The 22901-nt window shown below is 70.2% G+C and carries 19 protein-coding genes and 1 riboswitch; of the genes, 11 read left to right on the top strand and 8 right to left on the bottom strand.

Features of this window, described 5'->3' with window-relative positions:
• Positions 1–14 precede the first annotated feature (14 nt).
• Positions 15–647, top strand: coding sequence for a vWA domain-containing protein (locus WFQ67_RS06450; protein WP_337056416.1), 633 nt, complete (start codon positions 15–17; stop codon positions 645–647).
• Between the two features lie 352 nt (positions 648–999).
• A complete protein-coding gene (locus WFQ67_RS06445) occupies positions 1000–2142 on the top strand; it encodes an MFS transporter (RefSeq protein ID WP_213628231.1) in 1143 nt (380 codons plus the stop codon).
• Here WFQ67_RS06445 and WFQ67_RS06440 read toward each other — a convergent pair whose 3' ends face one another.
• The 5 genes from WFQ67_RS06440 to cbiE all read right to left on the bottom strand — a co-directional run bounded on the left by WFQ67_RS06440 (position 2143) and on the right by cbiE (position 6116).
• Positions 2143–2250 carry a type II toxin-antitoxin system CcdA family antitoxin gene (locus WFQ67_RS06440; protein ID WP_213628230.1) on the bottom strand — a complete coding sequence of 36 codons (108 nt, stop codon included), beginning with the start codon at positions 2248–2250 and terminating at the stop codon, positions 2143–2145.
• Between the two features lie 62 nt (positions 2251–2312).
• Positions 2313–3029, bottom strand: coding sequence for a (2Fe-2S) ferredoxin domain-containing protein (locus tag WFQ67_RS06435; protein WP_213628229.1), 717 nt, complete (start codon positions 3027–3029; stop codon positions 2313–2315).
• Positions 3026–3757, bottom strand: coding sequence for a cobalt-precorrin-6A reductase (locus WFQ67_RS06430; RefSeq protein WP_213628228.1), 732 nt, complete (start codon positions 3755–3757; stop codon positions 3026–3028). Before WFQ67_RS06430 ends, WFQ67_RS06435 begins: the two co-directional genes overlap by 4 nt.
• Entirely contained in the window at positions 3754–4851 is a 1098-nt protein-coding gene (locus WFQ67_RS06425) for a cobalt-precorrin-5B (C(1))-methyltransferase (RefSeq protein ID WP_337056415.1), read from the bottom strand. Before WFQ67_RS06425 ends, WFQ67_RS06430 begins: the two co-directional genes overlap by 4 nt.
• 59 nt (positions 4852–4910) lie before the next feature.
• Positions 4911–6116 (bottom strand): precorrin-6y C5,15-methyltransferase (decarboxylating) subunit CbiE, encoded by a 1206-nt coding sequence (gene cbiE, locus WFQ67_RS06420; protein ID WP_337056414.1) that lies wholly within the window; start codon positions 6114–6116, stop codon positions 4911–4913.
• Positions 6117–6197: 81 nt separating this feature from the next.
• A riboswitch (cobalamin riboswitch) is annotated at positions 6198–6387 on the top strand.
• Between the two features lie 76 nt (positions 6388–6463).
• On the opposite strand from cbiE, the gene cobG reads away from it, so the two are divergent.
• The 8 genes from cobG (at position 6464) to WFQ67_RS06380 (ending at position 16329) form a co-directional block, all read left to right on the top strand.
• On the top strand, positions 6464–7813 hold the full coding sequence (cobG, locus tag WFQ67_RS06415) for a precorrin-3B synthase (protein ID WP_442969576.1): 1350 nt from the start codon (positions 6464–6466) through the stop codon (positions 7811–7813).
• Entirely contained in the window at positions 7810–8436 is a 627-nt protein-coding gene (locus WFQ67_RS06410) for a precorrin-8X methylmutase (RefSeq protein ID WP_213628224.1), read from the top strand. Before cobG ends, WFQ67_RS06410 begins: the two co-directional genes overlap by 4 nt.
• Entirely contained in the window at positions 8436–9197 is a 762-nt protein-coding gene (locus WFQ67_RS06405) for a precorrin-2 C(20)-methyltransferase (RefSeq protein WP_173178842.1), read from the top strand. The genes WFQ67_RS06410 and WFQ67_RS06405 overlap by 1 nt, the downstream gene beginning before the upstream one ends.
• The gene (gene cobJ / locus WFQ67_RS06400; RefSeq protein WP_213628222.1) at positions 9197–10852 is read left to right on the top strand and encodes a precorrin-3B C(17)-methyltransferase; all 1656 of its coding nucleotides are present in this window, start codon (positions 9197–9199) and stop codon (positions 10850–10852) included. Before WFQ67_RS06405 ends, cobJ begins: the two co-directional genes overlap by 1 nt.
• A gap of 148 nt (positions 10853–11000) precedes the next feature.
• Positions 11001–11501, top strand: a complete 501-nt coding sequence (locus WFQ67_RS06395; RefSeq protein WP_337056412.1) for a sigma-70 family RNA polymerase sigma factor — start codon at positions 11001–11003, stop codon at positions 11499–11501.
• Positions 11498–12481, top strand: coding sequence for a FecR family protein (locus tag WFQ67_RS06390; protein ID WP_337056411.1), 984 nt, complete (start codon positions 11498–11500; stop codon positions 12479–12481). Before WFQ67_RS06395 ends, WFQ67_RS06390 begins: the two co-directional genes overlap by 4 nt.
• A 152-nt stretch (positions 12482–12633) precedes the next feature.
• A complete protein-coding gene (locus WFQ67_RS06385) occupies positions 12634–15042 on the top strand; it encodes a TonB-dependent siderophore receptor (RefSeq protein ID WP_337056410.1) in 2409 nt (802 codons plus the stop codon).
• Between the two features lie 75 nt (positions 15043–15117).
• The gene (locus WFQ67_RS06380) at positions 15118–16329 is read left to right on the top strand and encodes a PepSY-associated TM helix domain-containing protein (RefSeq protein ID WP_337056409.1); all 1212 of its coding nucleotides are present in this window, start codon (positions 15118–15120) and stop codon (positions 16327–16329) included.
• Here WFQ67_RS06380 and WFQ67_RS06375 read toward each other — a convergent pair.
• The 3 genes from WFQ67_RS06375 to WFQ67_RS06365 all read right to left on the bottom strand — a co-directional run bounded on the left by WFQ67_RS06375 (position 16317) and on the right by WFQ67_RS06365 (position 19793).
• The gene (locus WFQ67_RS06375; RefSeq protein ID WP_337056408.1) at positions 16317–17651 is read right to left on the bottom strand and encodes a hypothetical protein; all 1335 of its coding nucleotides are present in this window, start codon (positions 17649–17651) and stop codon (positions 16317–16319) included. The two genes, WFQ67_RS06380 and WFQ67_RS06375, sit on opposite strands and share 13 nt — an antisense overlap.
• A 246-nt stretch (positions 17652–17897) precedes the next feature.
• Positions 17898–18389, bottom strand: a complete 492-nt coding sequence (locus WFQ67_RS06370; RefSeq protein ID WP_173178835.1) for a single-stranded DNA-binding protein — start codon at positions 18387–18389, stop codon at positions 17898–17900.
• Positions 18390–18398: 9 nt separating this feature from the next.
• Positions 18399–19793, bottom strand: a complete 1395-nt coding sequence (locus WFQ67_RS06365; RefSeq protein WP_173178834.1) for an MFS transporter — start codon at positions 19791–19793, stop codon at positions 18399–18401.
• 208 nt (positions 19794–20001) lie between these two features.
• Here WFQ67_RS06365 and uvrA point away from each other — a divergent pair, with 208 nt between their 5' ends.
• A complete protein-coding gene (gene uvrA / locus WFQ67_RS06360) occupies positions 20002–22836 on the top strand; it encodes an excinuclease ABC subunit UvrA (protein ID WP_213628216.1) in 2835 nt (944 codons plus the stop codon).
• Positions 22837–22901 lie beyond the last annotated feature (65 nt).

Here is a 22901-nt window from a genome sequence, read left to right as displayed (position 1 = left end):
GCCCGCGCCGGGTCATGGGCGCGGATGCCAGACCAGGCCCGGGAGAACTCGCCAACGGTCGCAGCGGCCCGAACCGCAGCGGCCGCGACGGCGCCATCCAGTGGCTCCCCACCCTGCTGCGCGGCCGCCCGCGCAAGGCCAGGGACCTGGTGCGCCGCCCCCGCAGCCAGCAACACGACCCGCTCTGGCTGGTGCTGGTGGATGCCTCCGCGTCCACCCGCCGCCATGGCGCCCTGTCCCGCGCCAAGGGCCTGCTGGCCGGGCTGTTCGAGGCCGCCTACCGCCAGCGCGCGCGCCTCGCCGTACTCCACGCCACCGGACGCGAACCCCGCTGGCTGTGGCAGGGCAGCAAGGCCTCGGCGCCGCTGCAGCAATGGCTCGATGGCCTCGGCGCCGGCGGCGGCACCCCGCTGGTCGAAGCCCTGCACCAGGCCCGTGACTGGTTGCAGCGTCGCCAGCGACAGAAGCCCTCGGAGCACCAGCGCGTGCTGATCCTCACCGACGGCCGCCTCAAGGACTGGCCCGCCCTGGAGCCACTGGGTTGCGACACGCTGCTGGTGGACATCGAAGGCGGCCCCATCCGCCTCAGCCGCGCCCGCCAATTGGCAGAGGAACTGGATGCGGACTACCGGGCGCTGTCGGACTGAGCCGGATGCGCTCGGAATAGGCACCGCCTGGTGGACATGAAGAGCGATGTCCACCCTACCCGCGGGGGAACCCCGTGAATGGCACGCGACTTTGTAGGGTGGACCACGCTTCACCGGTCCACCGGGCAGAGCTGAAGGTGTCCCCAAATGCGAGCCAACCTCGCGGATGCCCAATGAACTGAAGTTGCACATACCGGCCTCGCAACGTTGGGCCTCGCTGCGCTCGGCGCCAACCTACGCCCACGTCGAAGCTGAACCACCCGCGCCCTGGATCGTCCATCAACCAGATGGTCGAACGTCGCCCGCTCCGGGCACGTGTTAAGGTCCGCCCCTTTTCTTCCCGGAATGCCCGATGAACCAAGCCGTACCCTGCGCCGACAGCCCAGCCACCCGCCTCGCCACGCGCCTGGCGTTCTTCGTTTCCGGTTTCGGCATGGCCTGCTGGGCGCCGCTGGTGCCTTACGCCAAGGCCCGCCTGGGCATCGAGGAGGCAGTACTGGGCCTGTTGCTGCTGTGCCTGGGCGCGGGGTCGATGCTGTCGATGCCGCTGGCCGGCGGGCTGGCGGGCCGGATCGGCAGCCGCCCGGTGATCCTGGCCGGCGGCATCGGCCTGTGCTGCGCCATGCCGCTGCTGGCGGTGGCCGATTCGGGCCCGCTGCTGGCGTTCGCCCTGGCCTTGTTCGGCGCCTCACTTGGCGCCATGGACGTGGCGATGAGCGTGCACGCCGTGGAGGTGACGCGTGACGCACCGGTGCCGCTGATGTCCGGCTTCCACGGCATGTTCAGCGTCGGTGGCTTCGCCGGTTCCCTGGGCATGACCGCCCTGCTGGCGGCCGGCCTCGCGCCCCTGCCGGCGATCCTGGTGGCCGTGGCGATCGTCGTGCTGGGCCTGGTGCTCGCGGCGCCCCGCCTGCTGCGTACTCGCTCCGGGGGTGGTGGCGCCTTCTTCGTGCGGCCCCGAGGCATCGTCCTGCTGCTCGGGGCGCTGGCGTTCGCGATGTTCCTCGCCGAAGGCGCGATGCTCGACTGGGGCGCCATCCTGCTGGTGGAGGAGCGCGGCTTCGACCCGGCGCGCGCCGGTCTCGGCTATGCGCTGTTCTCCCTGGCGATGCTGGTGGGCCGCCTGAGCGGCGACAAGCTGATCGCCCGCCTGGGCGAGCGGCGCATCCTGGTGGGGGGCGGCCTCCTGGCCACCGCAGGCTTCGCGCTTCTGCTGCTGGCCCCCCACCCGCTGCTGGCCCTGCCGGGATTCCCGCTGGTGGGGCTGGGCGCGGCCAATGTCGTGCCGGTGCTGTTCACCGCTGCGGGCCGGCAGACGGCCATGCCGGCCAATCTCGCCGTCGCCGCCCTGACCACCATCGGCTACGCCGGCGTGCTCGCGGGGCCGGCGCTGGTGGGCTTCGTCGCCCAGGGCCTGGGGCTGGTGACTGCATTCGCGCTGCTGGGGCTGCTGATGCTCTCGGCGCCGCTGACGGCGGGGCGTTTCACACGGTGATCAGAAGCGGCGCACGCCATCGCTGAACACGCCGCGTTCGTCCACGTGCCGGTTGTAGGTTGCGATGGCTTCACGGTTGGCCGGAAGCCGGGCTTGTGCCCTGCTCATTCGAGTCGTATCGGCCCTGCTCCGGACACCTTCACGCTGTCATCACGTTTCATCGCTCTCCATCACAAAGCCGCGGGGCCGGTCAGCAACTCCGGCACCGCCCGCTCTTCGACTATCCGCTCCTGCACCCAGCGCAGCACCTCCGCCTCGTCGCGGATGCGGTACCACTCGCCTTCCGGGTAGAGGCTGGCGGTGGGGCCGAGGTCGCAGGGGAACTGGCACTGGGTGCGGGTGATGTGCACGCCGCCCTCGCACTCCAGCTTGCCGGCGGCCTTGAGGGTTTCCCGCAGTTTCTTCCACAGCGGCAGCGCACCACGGCGGGTGCAGCGAGGGCCGTTGCACAGCAGCAGGCGGCGGGCATGGGGCGGGATGCAGGACCAGGCGTGGCTGGCCGGCAGTTCCGGCACGCCGACGCAGGCGAGATGCAGCTCGTGGCGCTCGACGAGGGCACAGGCGGCGCCGGCCGGGTCGCTGTCGTACTGGCCCAGCAGGCTGGCGACGAAGAGTTCCCCGGGCGCGTCGAGGCGGCCCAGCTCGTCGCGCAGCCAGTCGAGGTGCTGCGGGCCCGACTGCGGGTCGAGGTCGATCACCAGCAGCGGGCGCGGGCTGGCCTGCACGGCGCGTGTCAGCGCATCGAAGCCGGCGCCGGTGTCGACGATATCGGCGAGCGCCGCTTCACCGCGCAGGGCGGCCAACTGGCGGCGGAACAGCTCGGCGAAGGCGCCTTCGCCGAGGTCGGGCCCGGCGAACAGGACGCGGGCATAGGCAGTGGGGGTCATGGTGTTTCCAGTTGAGGGGCGAGGGCCTGCCAGAGGCCGTCCACCGAGTCGAATTCGCGGGTGACAGGAGGCAGTTCGGGGCGCTTGAGGACCAGCACCGGCAGGCCGCGTTCGCGGGCGACCTGCAGCTTGGGCTCGGTGGACTGGCTGCCGCTGTTCTTGCTGACCAGCACATCGGTGCCGAGGCGATCGAACAGCGCACGCTCCTCGTCCAGGTCGAACGGCCCGCGAGAGCCGATGACCTCGAAACGCTCGCCCGGCGCGTGCCCCTGCAGGCAGCGCACGGTCCAGTGCTGGTGGGCAGGAATCTCGCCGAGGTGCTCCAGGGGTTCGCGACCCAGGGTGAAGAAGGGCCGGCGGAAGGCGCCCAGGGTCTCGACCAGCTCGGCCCAGCCGGCGACTTCGCGCCAGTCGTCACCGGGGCCGGCGCACCAGCCGGGGCGACGCAGGGCCCAGCAGGGAATGCCGGCGAGCCCGGCAGCGCGGGCGGCGTTGTGGCTGATCTGCGCGGCATAGGGGTGGGTGGCGTCGAGCAGCAGGCCGATACCGGCTTCGTCGATGTAGCGCGCCAGCCCTTCGGCACCGCCGTAGCCGCCGACGCGTACCTGGCAGTCAAGGTCGGCCGGCACCTTGCCGAGGCCGGCGAGGCTGTAGACGTGCTCGGGGCCGAGGCGCCGGGCCAGGGCCAGGGCCTCGGTGACGCCGCCCAGCAGGAGGATGCGCGTCATGGTCGCTCCAGCGCCTGGCCGACCAGGTTGCCCTGGCGATCGATGGCGAAGACTTCCAGGACCACGCCGGCCGGCACGGTGCGGCGGGCGAAGGCCAGGGCGCGGGCGCAGACCGCATCGCCCAGGGGCACCCCGGCGGCATGCGCCAGCGCCAGCGCCTGCTGGCTGGTGTTGGCGCCGCGCATGGCGTCCTGCAGGTCGGCATCGGCGCCCAGGCCGGCGGCCCATTCGGCGAGCAGGGGCAGGTCGATGCTGGAGCTGCGGCTGTGCAGGTCCATGTGCCCGGCGGCCAGCTTGCTGATCTTGCCGAAGCCGCCGCACAGGCTGAGTCTTTCCACCGGTGCCTTGCGCAGGTGCTTGAGCACGGCGCCGGCGAAGTCGCCCATCTCGATCAGGGCGGTGTCGTCGAAGCCGTAGCGCCGACGCATGGCGTCCTCGCTGGCATTGCCGGTGCAGGCGGCCAGGTGGGTGAAGCCGTTGGCGCGGGCGACGTCGATGCCCTGGTGGATGGAGGCAATGTAGGCCGCGCAGGAGAAGGGCCGGACGATACCCGTGGTACCGAGGATCGACAGGCCACCGAGGATGCCCAGGCGCGGGTTCATGGTCTTCAGCGCCAGCTCGGCGCCGCCCTGCACGCAGACGGTGACTTCGAAGCCACCGGGGTGGCCGTGCTCCAGCGCGAGTTGGGTGAGGTGCTCGGTCATCATCTGCCGCGGCACCGGGTTGATCGCCGGCTCGCCCACCGCCAGGGTCAGGCCCGGCCTGGTCACGGTGCCGACGCCGGGGCCGGCGTGGAAGCGCACCCCGGGCTCGTCGGCCAGGCGCACCTGGGCGTAGATCAGCGCACCGTGGGTCACGTCCGGGTCGTCGCCGGCATCCTTGAGCGTGCCGGCCTCGGCGCCGCCGTCGATCGAGCGGCAGAACTCCAGGCGCATCAGCACCTGCTGGCCCTTGGGCAGGACGATCTCCACCGCGTCGCTCGCCACCCCGCCCAGCAGCAGGCGCGCCGCTGCCAGGCTGGTGGCGGTGGCGCAGCTGCCGGTGGTGTAGCCGCTGCGCAGGGGCGCGGGTTGCTCGGGGGTTTCGTCACGCATGGCGGGCTCGCACAGGGCAAGGCTCGGCAGCGCTGGGCCCCGCTGCGCTCGGCACCCAGCTACGCATGCTTAACCACCTCGAGGAGGGTGATGGGCAATGCCGAGCGCCAGGTGTCGAAGCCACCCAGGGGCTGGGCCTGGGCGATGGCGATGCGGGTCAGCTCGCCACCATGGGCGTCGCGGAAGGCCACCAGCACCGCCTCGCTCTGCAGGGTCACGGCGTTGGCCACCAGGCGGCCGCCGGGCTTGAGCCGGCTCCAGCACTGCTCCAGCACGCCGGGCTCGGTGACGCCGCCGCCGATGAACACCGCATCGGGCGCGGGCAGGCCATCGAGTGCGGCGGGGGCCTGGCCGGCCACCAGTTGCAGGCCGGGCACGCCGAGGGCGTCGCGGTTGTGGCGGATATGCACCTGGCGGCCTTCGTCGGCCTCGACGGCGATGGCGCGGCAGCCCGGGTGGGCACGCATCCATTCGATGCCGATGGAGCCGCTGCCGGCGCCCACGTCCCAGAGCAGTTGCCCCGGTTGCGGCGCCAGGCGCGCGAGGGTGATGGCGCGCACGTCGCGCTTGGTCAGTTGGCCGTCGTGGCGGTAGGCGTCGTCCGGCAGGCCGCAGGTCAGCGGCAGGTGGCGGGCCTGCTCGCCGGCACGGCAGTCGATGGCGACCAGGTTGAGGGCCGCGACCCGGGTGGCGGACCATTCGCCGGCGATGCCGTCGATGCGCCGTTCAGCCAGGCCGCCCAGGTGTTCCAGCACGGTCATGGCGCTGGGCCCGAAGCCCCGCTCGTCCAGCAGCGCAGCGATGGCGGCGGGGCTGTCGCCGTCGTTGCTCAGCACCAACAGGCGGGCGCCGTCATGCAGATGCAGGTTGAGCGCCGCCAACGGACGCGCCACCAGGGAGACCAGCGTGGCGTCCTGCAACGGCCAGCCCAGGCGCGCGGCGGCGAGGGAGGCGGATGAGGGGGCCGGCAGCACGCGCAGCTCCTCGGCAGGCAGCTGCCGTGCAAGGCTGGCCCCCACGCCGAACAGCATCGGGTCGCCGCTGGCCAGCACGCACACCGGCGCGCCACGACGCTGCAGCAACGGCTCCAGGGAGAAGGGGCTGGGCCACGCGCTGCGCCGGGCGCGGATGCAGCGGGGCAGCAATTCCAGCTGGCGCGGCGCGCCCACCACCTCCTCGGCGGCCAGCAGGGCATGGCGCGCGGCCTTGCCCAGGCCGGCGTAGCCGTCCTCGCCTATCCCCACCAGCGTCAGCCAGGGCTGCATGCAGTTTTCCTCGTATCCGACCGTGCCGCGTCCATTGGGCATCCGACAACCAGCCGCATCCCACAGCCGCGCAAAGCGGGCATAATAGCGCCCTTCACCGGTTGCCGGAGCGCCCACTGCGCCCGGCCTAAGAGGGAACACGGTCAAAGCCGTGGCTGCCCCCGCAACTGTATGCAGCGAGTCCTCGCGATCCGTGCCACTGGGAAACCGGGAAGGCCGCGACGGATACCGACCTGCCAGCCAGGAGACCTGCCGGTGACACCAGTCGCGTGTGCACGCATCGAGCGGGGTGTCTCGGTGCCAGGGTTCCCTTGCGGGGGGACACGGTCGCCGCGGCAACTGACCCGGTGACCACGGTGAACCACGCTCCCTCCAGCGCTCCATCCGTCCGCCCCTCGGCCTGCCCGGGGCTGCTGCGCATCGTCCCGGCGAAGGACGGCGGCATCTGCCGCATCAAGCTGCCCTGCGGCCGTCTGCAAGCCGGTGCCGCCGAGGCCCTGGCGCTGGCCGCCCACGGGTATTCCGGCGGCGTGCTGGAGGCCACCAACCGCGCCAACCTGCAGATCCGTGGCGTGCATCCGGGCCGCGAACAGGCGCTGATCGCCGAGCTGCTGGCCATCGGCCTGGGCGCCGCGACGCCGGGTGCTGACGATGTGCGCAACCTGATGGTCAGCCCCGCCGCCGGGCTCGACCCGAGCGCGCTGCAGGACGTCCGCCCGCTGGCCACGCGCCTGTTGGCCCTGCTGGAGGACAACCCGCGCTTCCATGTGCTCTCGCCCAAGTTCGCCCTGCTGCTGGACGGCGGCGAGGCCCTGGCGATGCTCGACCACCCCAACGACATCTGGCTGGCCGCCATGGAGCCCGGCAAGGACGGCCTGTTCGCCTTCGGCCTGGCCGGCTGTCCGCCCCGCGAGGCCAGCGACGCACCCGCCCTGGCGGCGGTGCCCGGCGCCCTGGTGCCGGCCCTGGTGGAAGCGCTGCTCGAGCTCTTCCTCGAACGGGCCGCGCCGCAGCAGGCGCGCATGCGCGACCTGCTCGGCAGCCTCGGCGCCGATCAGCTGCTGGCCGAGCTGCGCCAGCGCCTGCCCTTCCCCCTGCAGGACGCCGGTGGCTGGCGCCGCGCCGCCACCGACCTGCGCCCCATCGGCGTGCTGCCGCAGGCGCAGGCCGGGCTGTGGCTGGTCGGCGCACTCCCGCCCCTGGGGCGCCTGCAGGCCGGCCAGTTGCTGGCCCTCGCCGAACTGGCCCGGCGCCACGGCGACGGCAACCTGCACATGACGCCCTGGCAATCCGTGCTGCTGCCCAACGTGCCGGAACGGGAAACCGCCCCGCTGCTGGCCGGGCTCGCCGCCCTGGGCCTGTGCACCGAGGCCGACGCGCCACTGGCGCGCCTCCAGGCCTGCACCGGGTCGGCCGGCTGCGCCAAGGGCCTGGCCGACACCAAGGCCGACGCCCTGACCCTCGCCGCCACACTGCCCGACGGCGCGCGGGTGCACCTGTGCGGCTGCCCGCGCTCCTGCGCCGCCGCCCATGTGGCGCCGCTGACCCTGCTGGCCACGGGCGACGGCAACTACGACCTCTATCGACGCGACGACGGCGCCGGTGGCTTCGGCCGCCTGCTGGCGCGCGACCTGGACATACACGCGGCGGCCGCCTGGCTGGCCGCCGCGCCTGACAGCTGGAGCTCCACCGAATGATCGATTACATCCGCGATGGTCAGGAGATCTATCGCCATTCCTTCTCCATCATCCGCGCCGAGGCGGACCTCTCCGCCATCCCGCCGGACCTGGAGAAGCTCGCCGTGCGCGTGATCCACGCCTGCGGCATGGTCGACGTGGTGCAGGACCTGCGCTTCTCCCCCGGCGCCGGTGCCGCCGGCCGCGCGGCCATCGCCGCCGGCGCACCGATCCTCTGCGACGCGCGCATGGTGGCCGAGGGCGTGACCCGTGCGCGCCTGCCGGCGAACAACGAGGTGATCTGCACCCTCAACGATGCCGGCGTGCCGGAGCTCGCCCGCACGCTGGGCAACACCCGCTCGGCGGTGGCCCTGGAACACTGGCGGGAACGCCTGGAAGGCAGCGTGGTGGTGATCGGCAACGCCCCCACCGCGCTCTTCTACCTGCTGGAGATGCTCGACGCCGGCGCGCCGAAGCCGGCGCTGATCCTCGGCTTCCCGGTGGGCTTCGTCGGCGCGGCGGAATCCAAGGACATGCTCGCCGCCGACAGCCGTGGCGTGCCCTACGTGATCGTGCGCGGGCGCCGTGGCGGCAGCGCGATGGCTGCAGCGGCGATCAACGCCCTGGCCACGGAGGTGGAGTGATGGGTGCACAGGAACGCGCCGGCAAGGGCCGCCTGATCGGCCTGGGCGTCGGCCCCGGCGACCCCGAGCTGATCACCCTCAAGGCCCTGCGCCTGCTGCAGTCGGCCCCGGTGGTCGGCTACTTCGTGGCCAAGGCGAAGGCCAACCTGGGCCAGGGCGGCAATGCCTTCGGCATCATCGAGCAGCACCTGGTGGAGTCGCAGCAGCGCATGCCGCTGGTCTACCCGGTGACCACCGAGAAGCTGGAGCCGCCGCTGTCCTACGAGGATGTGATCAGCGACTTCTACGACACCGCCGCCGAGCAGGTCGCCCAGCACCTGGAGGCCGGGCGCGACGTGGCGGTGATCTGCGAGGGCGACCCGTTCTTCTACGGCTCCTACATGTACCTGCACGACCGCCTGGCCGGGCGCTACGAAGCCGAGGTGGTGCCGGGCGTGTGCTCCATGCTGGGCAGCGCCGCGGTGCTCGGCCTGCCGCTGGTGTACCGCAACCAGAGCCTGTCGGTGCTCTCCGGCGTGCTGCCGGAGGATGAACTGAAGGCGCGCCTGGCGGACGCCGAGGCGGCGGTGGTGATGAAGCTCGGGCGCAACTTCGACAAGGTGCGCCGGGTGCTCGGCGAGCTGGGCCTGGACGGCCGCGCCCATTACGTGGAGCGCGCCACCATGAGCAACCAGCGCATCCTGCCGCTGCATGAGGTGGACCCGATGGCCTCGCCCTACTTCTCGATGATCCTGGTCCCCGGCCAGAAGTGGAGAGGCTGATGGACCCACGCAAGGCCCCGGCCATCCTGCTGCTCGGCAGCGGCGGCCTGCCCGTCGCCCGGCGCATCCAGGCGCTTTATCCACAGGCACGCGTGCTCGGCCTGGCCGGGCGCGTCGAGGGTGCCGACGCGACCTACGCCGAGTTCGGCGAGACCTTGCGCGGGCTCTACCGCGACGACAGGCCGATCATCGCCCTGTGCGCGGCCGGCATCCTCATCCGCGGCCTCGCCGCGCAGCTGGCCAGCAAGGGCGCCGAGCCGCCGGTGCTGGCGGTGGCCGAGGACGGCAGCGCCGTGGTGCCGCTGCTGGGCGGGCTCGGCGGGGTCAACCGCATGGCCCGCGAGATCGCCGCGCAGCTGGAAGTGGCCCCGGCCATCACCACCAGCGGCGAACTGCGCTTCGGCACCTGCCTGCTGGAACCGCCAGCGGGCTATGCCCTGGCCGATATCGAGCAGGGCAAGCGCTTCGTCTCCGACCTGCTGGGCGGCGAGTCCGTCCGCGTCGAGGGCGAGGCGCCCTGGCTGGAGGCGGCCAACCTGCCCCTGGCGGAACAGGCCCGGCGGGTCATCCATGTCACCGCCGAGCAACGCGTGGAGGCCCGCGACGAGCTGCTGATCCACCCCCGCGTGGTGGCCGCGCGCATCGACGGTGATGCGGATGCAGCCGGCGTGCGCCAGGCCCTGGCGACCGCCGGGCTGGCCAGTGGCGCCCTCGCCTGCCTGCTGGCCGCCCCCGCACGCATGACCGATGCCGCGCTGGCCAGCTGCGCCGACGAACTCGGCGTGCCGCTGCGCTTCCTGGTCGATGAGACGGCGCTGCCGCCCCTGCACCAGCACCTCTCGGGCATCCGCCTGTACCGCGCCGCGCAGCCGCTGGAGGTGGAGCGCATCGGCCGGCGCCGTGGCCGCCTGACGGTGGTGGGCCTGGGCCCGGGCGCCGCCGAGTTCATGGTCCCGGCCACCCGCCGCGCCCTGGACGAGGCCGAGGACCTGCTGGGCTACGAAACCTACATCCGCATGGCCGGGCCCTTCCGCCCGGAGCAGGTGCTGCACTGCACCGACAACCGCGAGGAACTGCAACGCGCCCGCCACGCCTTCGAGCTGGCCGCCAGCGGCCGCCGGGTGGTGGTGGTGTCCTCGGGCGACCCGGGCGTCTTCGCCATGGCCGCCGCCGTGCTCGAAGCCCTGGACGACAACCGTGACCCGCGCTGGCTGCAGGTGGAGCTGCAGGTGTTCCCCGGGGTCTCCGCCGCCCTGGCCACCGCCGCCAAGGCCGGCGCGCCCCTGGGCCACGATTTCTGCCTGATCTCGCTCTCGGACAACCTCAAGCCCTGGGAGGTAATCGAGCAGCGCCTGGACCACGCCGGCGCCGCCGACCTGGCCATGGCCTTCTACAACCCCATCTCCAGGGCCCGCCCCTGGCAGCTGGCGCGCGCCCTGGAAATCGTCGCGCGCCACCGCCGCCCGGAAACCGTGGTCGTGCTGGGCCGTGACATCGGTCGCCCGGCAGAAGCGCTGACCCTCACCAGCCTCGGCGAACTGCGCCCGGAGCAGGTGGACATGCGCACCCTGGTGATCATCGGCTCGTCCCTCACCCGGCGCATTCCCCGCCCAGACGGCCAGGACTGGGTGTACACGCCGCGCTGGTATCGCTGAGGCGACACCCGCGCCTGGCAGGGGCCTACGGGGACGGGCGGTTCGGCATGACCGGCCGCCCCTTTCCTGCACGCCGACGTTGCAAATCCCCGCGCGCATCAAGAAAATGCGACTAATTTTCATTTGCTACCGATTCTTCGGTGACCCCATGCCGTCGTCCCACCTCAGCGTGCAACGCCTCTACAGCGACCATCACGGCTGGCTGAAGAACTGGCTGCGCGGCCGCCTCGGCAACGCCGCCGATGCCGCCGACCTGGCCCAGGACACCTTCCTGCGCCTGCTCGCCCGCCGCGAGCAGCTGGAGATCGCCACCCCGCGCGCCTTCCTGCGCACCATCGCGCGGGGGCTGGTGATCGACCACTGGCGCCGCGAGGAGCTGGAGCGCGCCTACAGGGAGTCCCTCGCCCTGCTGCCCGAAGCGGCGACGCCGAGCCTGGAGGAGCGCGAGCTGATCCTCGAGCTGCTGGAGAACATCGCGCGCCTGCTCGATGGCCTGAAGCCGAAGGTGCGCACCGCCTTCCTGCTGGCCCAGTGCGAGGGCCTGACCCACGCCCAGGTGGCCGAGCGCATGGGCATTTCCCTGCGCTCGGTGGAACGCCATGTCGCCGATGCCCTGTTCCACTGCTACCAGCTGCGGTTCGCCGAATGAGCGCGTCACGCCAGGCCGATGCACAGGTGGTGCGCCAGGCCATCCACTGGCTGGTGCGCCTGCGTTCCGCCGCGGGCGATGCCGAGCTGCAGCGCGCCTGCGACCACTGGCGTGCCGCCCACCAGAACCACGAGCAGGCCTGGCAGCGCGTGCAGGCATTGGACGACGAGCTCTCCAGCACGCTGAAAGCGGTGCCCGGCGCCGGCACGGTGATGCAGACCCTGGAAACCTCGACGCAGCGCCTGCGTCGCCGCCAGGCCCTGAAGCTGCTGTCGGCGGCCATGGTCAGCGGTTCCGCCCTGTGGCTGGCCCGCGACCTGACGCCCTGGACGCACCTGACCGCCGACTACGGCACCGCCGTCGGCGAGCGCCACGCGGCGGCGCTCGCCGACGGCACGCGCCTGCACCTGAACACCGACAGCGCGGTGGACCTGCGCTTCGACCAGCGCCAGCGCCTGGTGCTCCTGGAGCGTGGCGAGATCCTCGTCGACGGCAGCCATGACGCCACGACGGGCGTCCCGCGCCCCCTGCGCGTGCGCACCCGCCACGGCCTGTTCGAGACCCTGGGCGGCCGCTTCGTGGTGCGCCAGGAGCAGGCCGCCACCCGCCTGAGCGTCGCCGAGGGCACGGTCAGCATCGCCCCGGTGGCCGGCACCGGCGCTGCGGTGGCCGGTGCCGGCCAGCGCTTCGAAGTCGGCGAATACGCCGCCCGAGCGCTGGAGGCGCCGGACATGGACGCGGCCGCCTGGGCCGACGGGTTGATCGTCACCCGAGGCATGCGCCTGGCCGACTTCCTCGCCGAGGTCTCGCGCTACCGCAACGGCCGCCTGGCCTGCAGCGCGGCCATCGCCGACCTGCGCCTCTCCGGCGTGTACCGCCTGGACGACACCGACAAGCTGCTGGAACTGCTGACCCGCACGCTGCCGGTGGAGGTGCACTACCGCACGCGCTGGTGGGTGACGGTGCAGGCCAGGGTTTGACTGCAAGCAGCCTGGTGCAAAAGCGGGCGAATGAATTCGCCCCTACAGGTGGCAGGCGCGCCGAGGGGCTCGAAACTTTTTTGGCGGGTTTTTCCGCAACGTCCGGCAAGGGGAATGAATCCCATTAACCTTTGCCTTTCACGGAAGCCTTCATGACCGCACCTCGCGCCTCCCGTCTCGCTCTTGCCGTTCGCGGCGCCCTGCTCTCCGCCGCACTGGCCGCCCCGCTGCTGGGCGCGCCGGCCTTCGCCGAGGAAGCCACGAGCGCCGCCAGCCGCAGCTATGCGATCCCCGCCGGGCCGCTGGACGAGGTGCTCAACCGCTTCGCCCGCGAAGCCGGGATCAACCTCTCCGCCACCCCGGAGCAGACCCGTGGCCTGCGATCCCCGGGCTTGAACGGCGCCTGGTCGGTGGACGGCGCGCTGGGCCGCCTGCTCGGCGACACGCCGTTGCAGGCCGAGAACCTGGGCGATGGCAGCTACGTGCTGCTTGAGGTGAAGACCCAGGGCGCGCTGGAGGTGCCCTCGACCCAGGTGTTCGCCCTGGGCAACGCGCTGGGCAGCGAGGAGGGCTACCTGGCCACCCACAGCCAGATCGCCACCAAGACCAGCAAGGCGCTGCTGGAAACCTCGCAGACCGTCTCGGTGGTGACCCGCGAGCAGATCGACGACCAGGGCTCCAAGAGCGTGCAGCAGGCGGTGCGCTACACGCCCGGCATCTTCACCGGCCAGGTGGGCGCCTCGAACCGCTACGACTACATCGTGATGCGCGGCTTCGCCGACAACAGCGTGGACAACGTCTTCCTGGACGGCCTGAAGACCATGGGCGACAGCGGCACCTACAGCTCGCTGCAGGTGGACCCGTACTTCCTCGAACGCATCGACGTGCTCAAGGGGCCGTCCTCGGTGCTCTACGGCCGCAGCCTGCCGGGCGGCCTGGTGGCGCTGACCAGCAAGAAGCCGCTCTACGAGGACTACCACCAGGTGCAGGCCAGCGTGGGCAACATGGGCCAGAAGGGCATGGGCTTCGATTTCAGCGGCCCGCTGGACGAGGACAAGCGCATCGCCTATCGCCTGGTGGGCCTGGGCGAGGGCTCCGACACCCAGTACGAGCACATCAAGGAGGAGCGCTATGCCATCGCGCCGACCCTGTCCATCGACTTCAGCGAAGACACCAGCCTGACCCTGCAGAGCTACCTGCAACACGACCCGAACGGCGGCTACCACGGCGGCGTACCGGCCGAGGGCACCCTGTACCAGCGTGGCGGCCAGCGCATCGGCCGCGACTTCTTCGACGGCGAACCGGGCCTGGAAGCCTTCGACCGCACCCAGCGCATGTTCGGCTACCAGTTGGAGCACCGCTTCGATGAGGTGTGGACCGCGCGGCAGAGCTTCCGCTACCTCAGTTCCGACGTGAGCATGCAGCAGGCGTACGCCTACGGCTGGGCCTCGCCCACCGAGCTGAACCGCTACTACACCGATGCCACCGAGGACCTGAAGGCCTACATCGTCGACAACATGGTCCAGGCCGAATTCGACACCGGCGCCCTGCGCCATACGCTGCTGATGGGCCTGGACTACCAGAAGCGCAAGACCGACGTGACCTGGGGCTCCGCCGCCCTCGCACCGATCGATGCCTTCAACCCGGTGTACGGCAACGATGCCCTGGTGGGCTACGGCCAGACGGAGCACGACCGCCGCCTGGAGCAGACCGGCCTCTACCTGCAGGACCTGGTCGACCTCGGCCAGTGGCGCTTCTCCATCGGCCTGCGCGAGGACTGGGTCGAGGTCTCGGACAAGAACCTGAGCGCCGGCAGCAAGTCGGACGAGCGCCGCAGCAAGTTCACCGGGCGCCTCGGCGCGCTGTACCTGTTCGACAACGGCGTGGCGCCGTACCTCAGCTATTCCGAATCCTTCAACCCCAACGCCTATTCGGACCAGGCCGGCAAGCCCCTGGAACCCACCGAGGGCAAGCAATGGGAGGCCGGGGTGAAGTTCCAGCCGGTGGGCAGCGACAGCCTGTACACCGCCTCGCTGTTCCATATCGTCCAGCAGAACGTCGCCTCCAAGCTGCCGCAGCAGGACTGGTACACCCCGGTGGGCGAAGTGCGCTCACAGGGCCTGGAGCTGGAGGCCAACACCCAGGCGACCCAGAACCTCAAGGTGCTGGCCAGCTACACCTTCACCGACATCACCTACTCCAGGTCGCTGGACGGCACCCAGGGCAACACGCCGAACCAGGCGCCGCGCCACATGGCGTCCATCTGGGGCGAGTACGGCTTCGACGCCGGCGCCCTGGACGGCCTGCGCACCGGCCTCGGCGCGCGCTACGTCGGCCAGAGCTGGGCGGACAGGGCCAACACCCTGCACGTGCCCTCCTACACCCTGATCGACGCGCTGGTCGGCTATGACCTGGGCAAGGTGGGGCTGGCGGGCATGGACATCAGCCTGAACGCCAACAACCTGCTGGACGAGGATTACATCGCCTCCTGCTACAGCCTGGATTTCTGCTACTTCGGCGAGCAGCGCAACGTCACCGCCACCCTCAGCTACCAGTTCTGACCGGTGCCTGGACGGGGCCGCCACCGGGGCGGCCCCGTTCATGTGCGCGACAGACTTATCCACAGGAATGCGCCCATGCGCCCCGTTATCGTCCTGCTGCACCGCTACCTCGGCCTGGCCACCGCGCTGTTCCTCGCCCTCGCCGGGCTCACCGGCAGCGTGCTGGCCTTCCAGCACGAGATCGACGAATGGCTGAACCCGGCCTTCTACCACGCGCCCGCGCAGGGGCCGCTGCTGTCGCCGGGCGAGCTGGTGCAGCGCATCGAGGGCGCCGAGCCACGCCTGCAGGTCTGGTACATGGAGGTGCCGGACGAAGCCGGCCACGCCGCGCTGATGGCGGCGGTGCCGCGTACCGACCCGGCCACCGGCGCGCCCTACGACCTGCACCACCGGGTGATCTACCTGGACCCGGTGAGCGGCGCCGAGCTGGGCATGCGCCAGTGGGGCGCCTGCTGCCTGCAGGCGCAGAACGTCATCCCCTTCCTGCTGGAGTTCCACTACACCCTGGCGCTGCCGGGCAACTGGGGGCTGATCCTGATGGGGCTGGTGGCGATCCTCTGGGTCATCGACTGCTTCGCCGGCGCCTGGCTGACCCTGCCCCGTGGGCGGCCCTTCCTGAAGAAATGGTGGACGGCCTGGACGCTGAAGCGCGGTGCCGGACGCTACCGGCGCGACCTCGACCTGCACCGCGCCGGCGGGCTCTGGCTATGGCTGCTGCTCCTGCCGGTGGCGGTGAGCAGCGTGGCGATGAACCTGCCGGAGCCGGTGTTCAAGCCGGTGGTGTCGCTGTTCTCCGAGGCGCCGCCGAGCACCTACCAGCAGCGCAGCCAGATGCCCCGCGAGGCACTGGGGGAGATGCGCCTGGACTACCAGCAGGTGTACCGGCTGGCGCAGGCGGAAGGCGCGCGGCAGGGCATCGAGGGGGGGATCGGCGAGCTGTACTACAGCGTCGAGTACAACTTCTTCGGGGCGGGGTTCGGCGGTCACGACGCCAACCCGCTGGACAAGTCCTGGCTGTTCTTCGATGGAACCGACGGCCGCCTGATCGGCGCGGAGGTCGCCGGGCGCGGCACGCCGGGTGAACGCTTCTACCGGCTGCAGGCACCCATCCACGGTGGGCGCATCGCGGGGTTGCCGGGGCGCATCGTGATCGCGCTGCTGGGGCTGGCCATCGCCGGGCTGAGCGTCACCGGCGTGGTCATCTGGTGGCGCAAGCGGCAGGCCCGGCGCGCCAGTGCGGCCCGCGCCCGCGAGGGGCGGCGAGCCGCTTTCGGTCAGAATTTGTAGCTCAGGCCGAGGGCCGTGCTTTCGTTGTTCTTGTCACGACCGGGCAGGTTGGAGTCCTTGTCCTTGTGCTCGTAGCTGACGGTCATCACCAGGTCCTTGGTGAGCTTGTGACCGAGGGTGACGACGTGCTTGGTCTCGTCCTCTTCCTTGCCGGAGGGGTCGTGCTGGAAGTCGGTGTGACGACGGCTGTAGGCGACGCTGGCGAAGCTGTCCCAGGGCAGCTTGCGGGCGTAGCTGATCTTCCAGCCTTGCTGCTCCTTGTCCTTGTTGCGCTTGTCGTTGTCTTCCACCTTGGGCGAGTAGCTGAGGTCGAAGCTGTCCTTGCCGGTGGGCTTGAAGCGGGTTCCGACCTTGAAGGTGTCGACGTCGATGTCCAGCGGGCTGTCGTTCTCCAGGCCACGGTTCTCGTAGTTGTAGCGGGTGTACAGCTCCAGCACGCGGTTCAGCTTGTGGCTGGCGCCCAGGGACCAGATGGTGCTGGAGAGGTCGTACCGGTGGTCCTTGTAGAGCTGCAGGTAGGTGACGGCGGCGTTGATCTTCAGGCGCCAGGCCGGGATGACGAAGGTGGGGCCGGTGGAGACCGCCCAGGTCTGCCGGTTGAGTTCGTCGCGGTCGTCCTGGCGGGCCTGGGCGATGTTGGCGCCGAGGTTCCAGCGGCTGCCACGGTCGTCGAAGCCGTAGCCGTAGCGCAGGCTGCCGGCTGCCTGCCAGCGGTTGTCGTGGACGGTGGACTTGGGCTTGGCGACCGGGGTGGGCGCGGTGTCGTCGTCTTCCTCGCCGTCGTCGGCCAGGTCGTCCTCGTCCAGGTCGATGTCATCGAGCAGGTCGTCGAGGCCATCGTCGTCCTCGAAGGCCATGTCGTCCATGTCCTCGTCTTCGTCGTCCTCGTCATCGAACGAGGGGTCCTGGGTCATGCCGGCGCTGGCGTTGGCGGTGTCGGTGTCATGCACCCGGGCCACGGCGACGCGGCCGCCGAAGGTGTGGGCCTTGAGCTTCTTGGCGATGCGCTTGGCCAGCTTGGCGCCTTCCCTGGCCTCCGCGGAGTCGGGGGCGTCCTGCTTGAGCCGCGCCAGTTCGGCCTTGGCGGCCGGGTAGTCGAGGGCGTCGGCATAGACCTTGGCCAGGGCCAGGCGCGCGCGGGGGTGGCTGGCGCTCAGGCTCGGGTCGGCGAGGATGGCGCGGTACTGCTCGGCGGCACTGCCGAGCAAACCCCAGCGGGCACTGCTTTCCGCGTCACGGGCGAGGGTCTGGTAGGGGCTGGCGATGCTGCACAGGGGCAGGCCGGCCAAAAGCAGAATGGCGGTCATTCCGTTGAGTTTCATGGTGGGTTCCGGGAGGACGGTCGATGGAATGGTGGGCAAGCCTATAGAGGCGGTTTGCCACCGTCCAGAGCCCGGCCCGAATGTGATTTTGCATTCACAAAGTCCCGCCCCACGCGGGCTGCAGGCGGGTTCGACAAGCTCAGGCCGGCTGCGGACGAGTGGGTAGCCGGGCGCTGTATTTCATCTCCCGGAAACGAAAAAGGCGCAGCCTGGGGCTGCGCCTTTGTCTGTGCCGGACGGCTCGGCTCAGAACGGGATGTCGTCGTCGAAGCTGTCGTAGTCCGGGGCCGGCTGGGCAGCGGGCTGGGGAGCCGGACGCTGTTCGCGCGGGGCGGACTGTTGCGGCTCGCGCTGCGGACGCGGGGCACGGGGAGCGGAATCGCCATCGTTGCCGGGACGGCCGCCAAGCAGCTGCATCTGGCCGTTGATGTCGACGACGATCTCGGTGGTGTAGCGCTTGACGCCGTCCTTCTCCCATTCGCGGGTGCGCAGGGTGCCTTCGACATAGACTTGCGAGCCCTTGCGCAGGTACTCGCCGGCGATCTCGGCGAGGCGGCCGAAGAACACCACGCGGTGCCATTCGGTACGCTCCTGTTGCTGGCCGGTCTGCTTGTCCTTCCAGCTTTCGCTGGTGGCCAGGGTGACGTTGGTCACGGCGTTGCCGTTGGGCATGTAGCGGACTTCGGGATCGCCGCCGACGTTGCCAACCAGAATGACTTTGTTAACCCCACGGGCCATAACGTTCTCCTAGGCTTCAGCACGTTCGGGCGCCGCATTGATCAGGCGCTCCAGGGACGTGCGGTCCAATTGTTCGGTATCCAACTTGATATAGATGGCGCCTTCTTCGGCCACCACTACGGCATCCGCCACTCCGGGCGTTGCCAGCAATCGCGCCACCAGACCGGCATCGCCGATGGCCGCTGCCGACAAGGGCAGGCGCAGGCTGGTGACATACGGAGGCTCGCGCATAGTAACAGCAATGGCGAGCCAAATCGCACAGATGGCAGCGCATCCGATGAACACGACGGACAGGCCGCCATGCTGGAACATGAAGCCGCCGAGGATGCCGCCAAGGGCCGCGCCGAGGAACTGGCTGGTGGAGTAGACGCCCATGGCGGTGCCCTTGCCGCCGGCCGGGGCGACCTTGCTGATCAGCGACGGCAGCGAGGCTTCCAGCAGGTTGAAGGCGGTGAAGAAGACGATGGTGCCGATGACCAGCGCCTGAAGGGTGTCGCCGAAGGCCCAGAAGAACAGTTCGCAGGCCAGCAGCACGCTGACGGCACCGAGCAGCACGTTCTTCATCCGGCGTTTTTTCTCGCCATAGATGATGAAGGGCACCATGCCGAAGAAGCCCACCAGCAGCGCGGTCAGGTAGACCCACCAGTGCTGCTCCTTGGGCAGGCCGGCCTTCTCCACCAGCGCCAGCGGCAGCGCGACGAAGCTGGCCATGAGCACGGCGTGCAACGCGAGGATGCCGAAGTCCAGGCGCAGCAGGTCGGGGTGCCTGAGGGTGGGCAGCAGCGCCTGCCGGGCGACGCCGGATTCGCGGTGCTGCAGCGGGTGGTCGGCACGCGGCACCACCAGGGCGATGATGACGATGCCCACCAGGGCCATCACGGCGGTCACCCAGAACAGCCCGGAGAGGCCGAAGGCGCGGGTGACCAGGGGGCCGACCACCATGGCGACGGCGAAGGACACGCCGATGCTCATGCCGATCATGGCCATGGCCTTGGTGCGGTGCTGCTCGCGGGTGAGATCGGAGAGCAGCGCCATGACGGCGGCGGAGATGGCACCGGCACCCTGCAACACGCGGCCGGCGATCACGCCCCAGATGGAGTCGGCGTTGGCGGCGAGCACCGCGCCGGCGGCGAAGATCAGCAGGCCGATATAGATGACGGGCAGGCGGCCGATGCGGTCGGAGACGATGCCGAAGGGGATCTGCAGCACCGCCTGGGTCAGGCCGTAGGCGCCGATGGCCAGGCCGATCAGCGCGGGCGTGGCGCCGGCCAGGTCCTGCCCGTAGGTGGCCAGGACCGGCAGCACCATGAACATGCCGAGCATGCGGAAGGCGAACACCAGGGCGAGGCCACTGGCCGCTCGGGTCTCGCGACCGCTCATGCGTTCGGAATGGGAGTCGTGCATAGATTCCTCATGGGAAACGGATACGGGGAAATGCGTCGTGCCCCTCGGCGGCGCACGCACCCGACCCTGGGTGCCCGGCCTGTGCCGGCGCCAAAAAATGTCGCGCATTCTAACAGCCCCGATGGTCTACAGCACAGCCGCGCGCCTTTGCCGCAGAGTGGGCGCGAGCCGTATAATCGCGGGTTTCCGCATGCCAAGCGAGGCTGCAGTGGACAAGATCCTGATCCGTGGGGCACGGACCCACAACCTGAAGAATGTCGATCTCACCCTGCCACGCGACAAGCTGATCGTGATCACCGGTCTGTCCGGTTCCGGCAAGTCGTCGCTGGCCTTCGACACGCTCTACGCCGAGGGCCAGCGCCGCTACGTGGAGTCGCTGTCGGCCTATGCCCGGCAGTTCCTGTCGATGATGGAAAAGCCCGATGTCGACACCATCGAGGGCCTGTCACCGGCCATCTCCATCGAGCAGAAGTCCACCTCGCACAACCCGCGCTCCACCGTGGGCACCATCACCGAGATCTACGACTACCTGCGCCTGCTCTATGCCCGCGCCGGTACGCCGCGCTGCCCGGACCACGACGTGCCGCTGGAGGCGCAGACCGTCAGCCAGATGGTCGACCAGGTGCTGGCGCTGCCCGAGGGCCGCAAGCTGATGCTCCTGGCGCCGGTGATCCGCGAGCGCAAGGGCGAACACCTTGCCGTGTTCGACGAGCTGCGCGCCCAGGGCTTCGTGCGGGCAAGGGTCAACGGCCGCATCTACGAGATGGACGAACTGCCCAAGCTGGACAAGCAGAAGAAGCACTCCATCGATGTGGTGGTGGACCGCTTCAAGGTCCGCGCTGACCTGCAGCAGCGCCTGGCGGAATCCTTCGAGACGGCGATCAACCTCGCCGACGGCATCGCCCTGGTGGCGCCGATGGACGACGAGCCGGGCGATGAGGTGATCTTCTCCGCACGCTTCGCCTGCCCCCATTGCGGCCACTCCATCAGCGAGCTGGAACCCAAGCTGTTCTCCTTCAACAACCCGGCTGGCGCCTGTCCCACCTGCGACGGCCTGGGCGTGAAGCAGTTCTTCGACGCCAAGCGCCTGGTCAATGGCGAGCTGACCCTGGCCGAGGGTGCGATCCGCGGCTGGGACCGGCGCAACGTCTATTACTTCCAGATGCTCGGCTCCCTGGCCGCGCACTACGGCTTCAGCCTGGAGAAGCCCTTCGACGAGCTGCCGGCCGAGGACCAGAAGGCGATCCTCTTCGGCAGCGGCCGCGAGGACGTGGACTTCCGCTACCTCAATGACCGTGGCGACATCGTCAAGCGCTCGCACCCGTTCGAGGGGATCATCCCCAACCTGGAGCGCCGCTACCGCGAGACCGAGTCGAACACCGTGCGCGAGGAGCTGGCCAAGTTCCTCAGCACCCAGCCCTGCCCGGATTGCCGGGGTACCCGCCTGCGCCGCGAGGCGCGCCACGTGTGGGTGGGCGAGAAGACGCTGCCGGCGGTGACCGGCCTGCCGGTGGGCGATGCCGCCGATTATTTCGGCGACCTGAGCCTGCCCGGGCGCAAGGGCGAGATCGCCGACAAGATCCTCAAGGAGATCCGCGAGCGCCTGCAGTTCCTGGTCAACGTCGGCCTGGACTACCTGACCCTGGACCGCAGCGCCGACACCCTCTCCGGTGGCGAGGCGCAGCGCATCCGCCTGGCCAGCCAGATCGGCGCCGGCCTGGTGGGGGTGATGTACATCCTCGACGAGCCCTCGATCGGCCTGCACCAGCGGGACAACGAGCGCCTGCTGGCCACCCTCACCCACCTGCGCAACATCGGCAATACGGTGATAGTGGTGGAGCACGACGAGGACGCCATCCGCCTCGCCGACTATGTGGTCGACATCGGCCCGGGCGCCGGCGTACATGGTGGCCGGATCGTCGCCGAAGGCACGCCGGACGAGGTGATGTCGCACCCCGACTCGCTGACCGGCAAGTACCTGTCGGGCCGGGTGAAGATCGCCGTGCCGGCCAAGCGCACCCCGCGCGACAAGAAGAAGTCGCTGCTGCTCAAGGGCGCGCGTGGCAACAACCTGCAGAACGTCAACCTGGAGATCCCGGTCGGGTTGCTGACCTGCATCACCGGCGTGTCGGGATCGGGCAAGTCGACGCTGATCAACAACACCCTGTTCCCCATCACCGCCACCGCGCTGAACGGTGCCACGACGCTGGAGGCGGCACCGCACGACAGCTTCGACGGGCTGCAGCACCTGGACAAGGTGGTGGACATCGACCAGAGCCCCATCGGTCGGACGCCGCGTTCCAACCCTGCGACCTATACCGGGCTGTTCACGCCGATCCGCGAGCTGTTCGCCGGCGTGGCGGAGTCGCGCTCCCGAGGCTACGGGCCGGGGCGCTTCTCCTTCAATGTGAAGGGGGGCCGCTGCGAGGCCTGCCAGGGCGACGGCGTGATCAAGGTGGAGATGCACTTCCTGCCGGACATCTACGTGCCCTGCGATGTGTGCAAGGGCAAGCGCTACAACCGCGAGACCCTGGAAGTCCGCTACAAGGGCAAGAGCATCACCGAGGTGCTGGACATGACGATCGAGGAGGCGCGCGAGTTCTTCGACGCCGTCCCGGCCATCGCCCGCAAGCTGCAGACGCTGATGGACGTGGGGCTCTCCTACATCCGCCTGGGGCAGTCGGCGACCACGCTGTCCGGTGGCGAGGCGCAGCGGGTGAAGCTGTCCCGCGAGCTGTCCAAGCGCGACACGGGCAAGACGCTGTACATCCTCGACGAGCCGACCACGGGCCTGCACTTCGCGGACATCCAGCAGCTGCTGGACGTGCTGCACCGCCTGCGCGACCACGGCAACACGGTGGTGGTGATCGAACACAACCTGGACGTGATCAAGACGGCCGACTGGCTGGTGGACCTTGGCCCCGAGGGCGGTTCCAAGGGGGGCCAGATCATCGCCACCGGCACGCCGGAAGACGTGGCGAAGATGAAGCAGTCCCACACGGGGCACTTCCTCAAGCCGCTGCTGGAGCGTGATCGCGCCTGAGGGTACGGCAGCAACGAAAGAGCCCCGGCACCGTGAAGGTGGCCGGGGCTTTTTCATGCCGGGAT

It is taken from the genome of Pseudomonas sp. USHLN015, from assembly GCF_037153275.1.
Taxonomy (GTDB): Bacteria; Pseudomonadota; Gammaproteobacteria; order Pseudomonadales; family Pseudomonadaceae; genus Metapseudomonas; species Metapseudomonas tohonis.
This window is presented reverse-complemented; position numbering and strand designations above follow the sequence as displayed.

Coding starts and splice junctions, on each gene's coding strand:
- WFQ67_RS06450 (WP_337056416.1), top strand. CDS start 15: ATGGGCGCGGATGCCAGACCAGGCCCGGGAGAACTCGCCAACGGTCGC.
- WFQ67_RS06445 (WP_213628231.1), top strand. CDS start 1,000: ATGAACCAAGCCGTACCCTGCGCCGACAGCCCAGCCACCCGCCTCGCC.
- WFQ67_RS06440 (WP_213628230.1), bottom strand. CDS start 2,250: ATGAGCAGGGCACAAGCCCGGCTTCCGGCCAACCGTGAAGCCATCGCA.
- WFQ67_RS06435 (WP_213628229.1), bottom strand. CDS start 3,029: ATGACCCCCACTGCCTATGCCCGCGTCCTGTTCGCCGGGCCCGACCTC.
- WFQ67_RS06430 (WP_213628228.1), bottom strand. CDS start 3,757: ATGACGCGCATCCTCCTGCTGGGCGGCGTCACCGAGGCCCTGGCCCTG.
- WFQ67_RS06425 (WP_337056415.1), bottom strand. CDS start 4,851: ATGCGTGACGAAACCCCCGAGCAACCCGCGCCCCTGCGCAGCGGCTAC.
- cbiE (WP_337056414.1), bottom strand. CDS start 6,116: ATGCAGCCCTGGCTGACGCTGGTGGGGATAGGCGAGGACGGCTACGCC.
- WFQ67_RS06410 (WP_213628224.1), top strand. CDS start 7,810: ATGATCGATTACATCCGCGATGGTCAGGAGATCTATCGCCATTCCTTC.
- WFQ67_RS06405 (WP_173178842.1), top strand. CDS start 8,436: ATGGGTGCACAGGAACGCGCCGGCAAGGGCCGCCTGATCGGCCTGGGC.
- cobJ (WP_213628222.1), top strand. CDS start 9,197: ATGGACCCACGCAAGGCCCCGGCCATCCTGCTGCTCGGCAGCGGCGGC.
- WFQ67_RS06395 (WP_337056412.1), top strand. CDS start 11,001: ATGCCGTCGTCCCACCTCAGCGTGCAACGCCTCTACAGCGACCATCAC.
- WFQ67_RS06390 (WP_337056411.1), top strand. CDS start 11,498: ATGAGCGCGTCACGCCAGGCCGATGCACAGGTGGTGCGCCAGGCCATC.
- WFQ67_RS06385 (WP_337056410.1), top strand. CDS start 12,634: ATGACCGCACCTCGCGCCTCCCGTCTCGCTCTTGCCGTTCGCGGCGCC.
- WFQ67_RS06380 (WP_337056409.1), top strand. CDS start 15,118: ATGCGCCCCGTTATCGTCCTGCTGCACCGCTACCTCGGCCTGGCCACC.
- WFQ67_RS06375 (WP_337056408.1), bottom strand. CDS start 17,651: ATGAAACTCAACGGAATGACCGCCATTCTGCTTTTGGCCGGCCTGCCC.
- WFQ67_RS06370 (WP_173178835.1), bottom strand. CDS start 18,389: ATGGCCCGTGGGGTTAACAAAGTCATTCTGGTTGGCAACGTCGGCGGC.
- WFQ67_RS06365 (WP_173178834.1), bottom strand. CDS start 19,793: ATGCACGACTCCCATTCCGAACGCATGAGCGGTCGCGAGACCCGAGCG.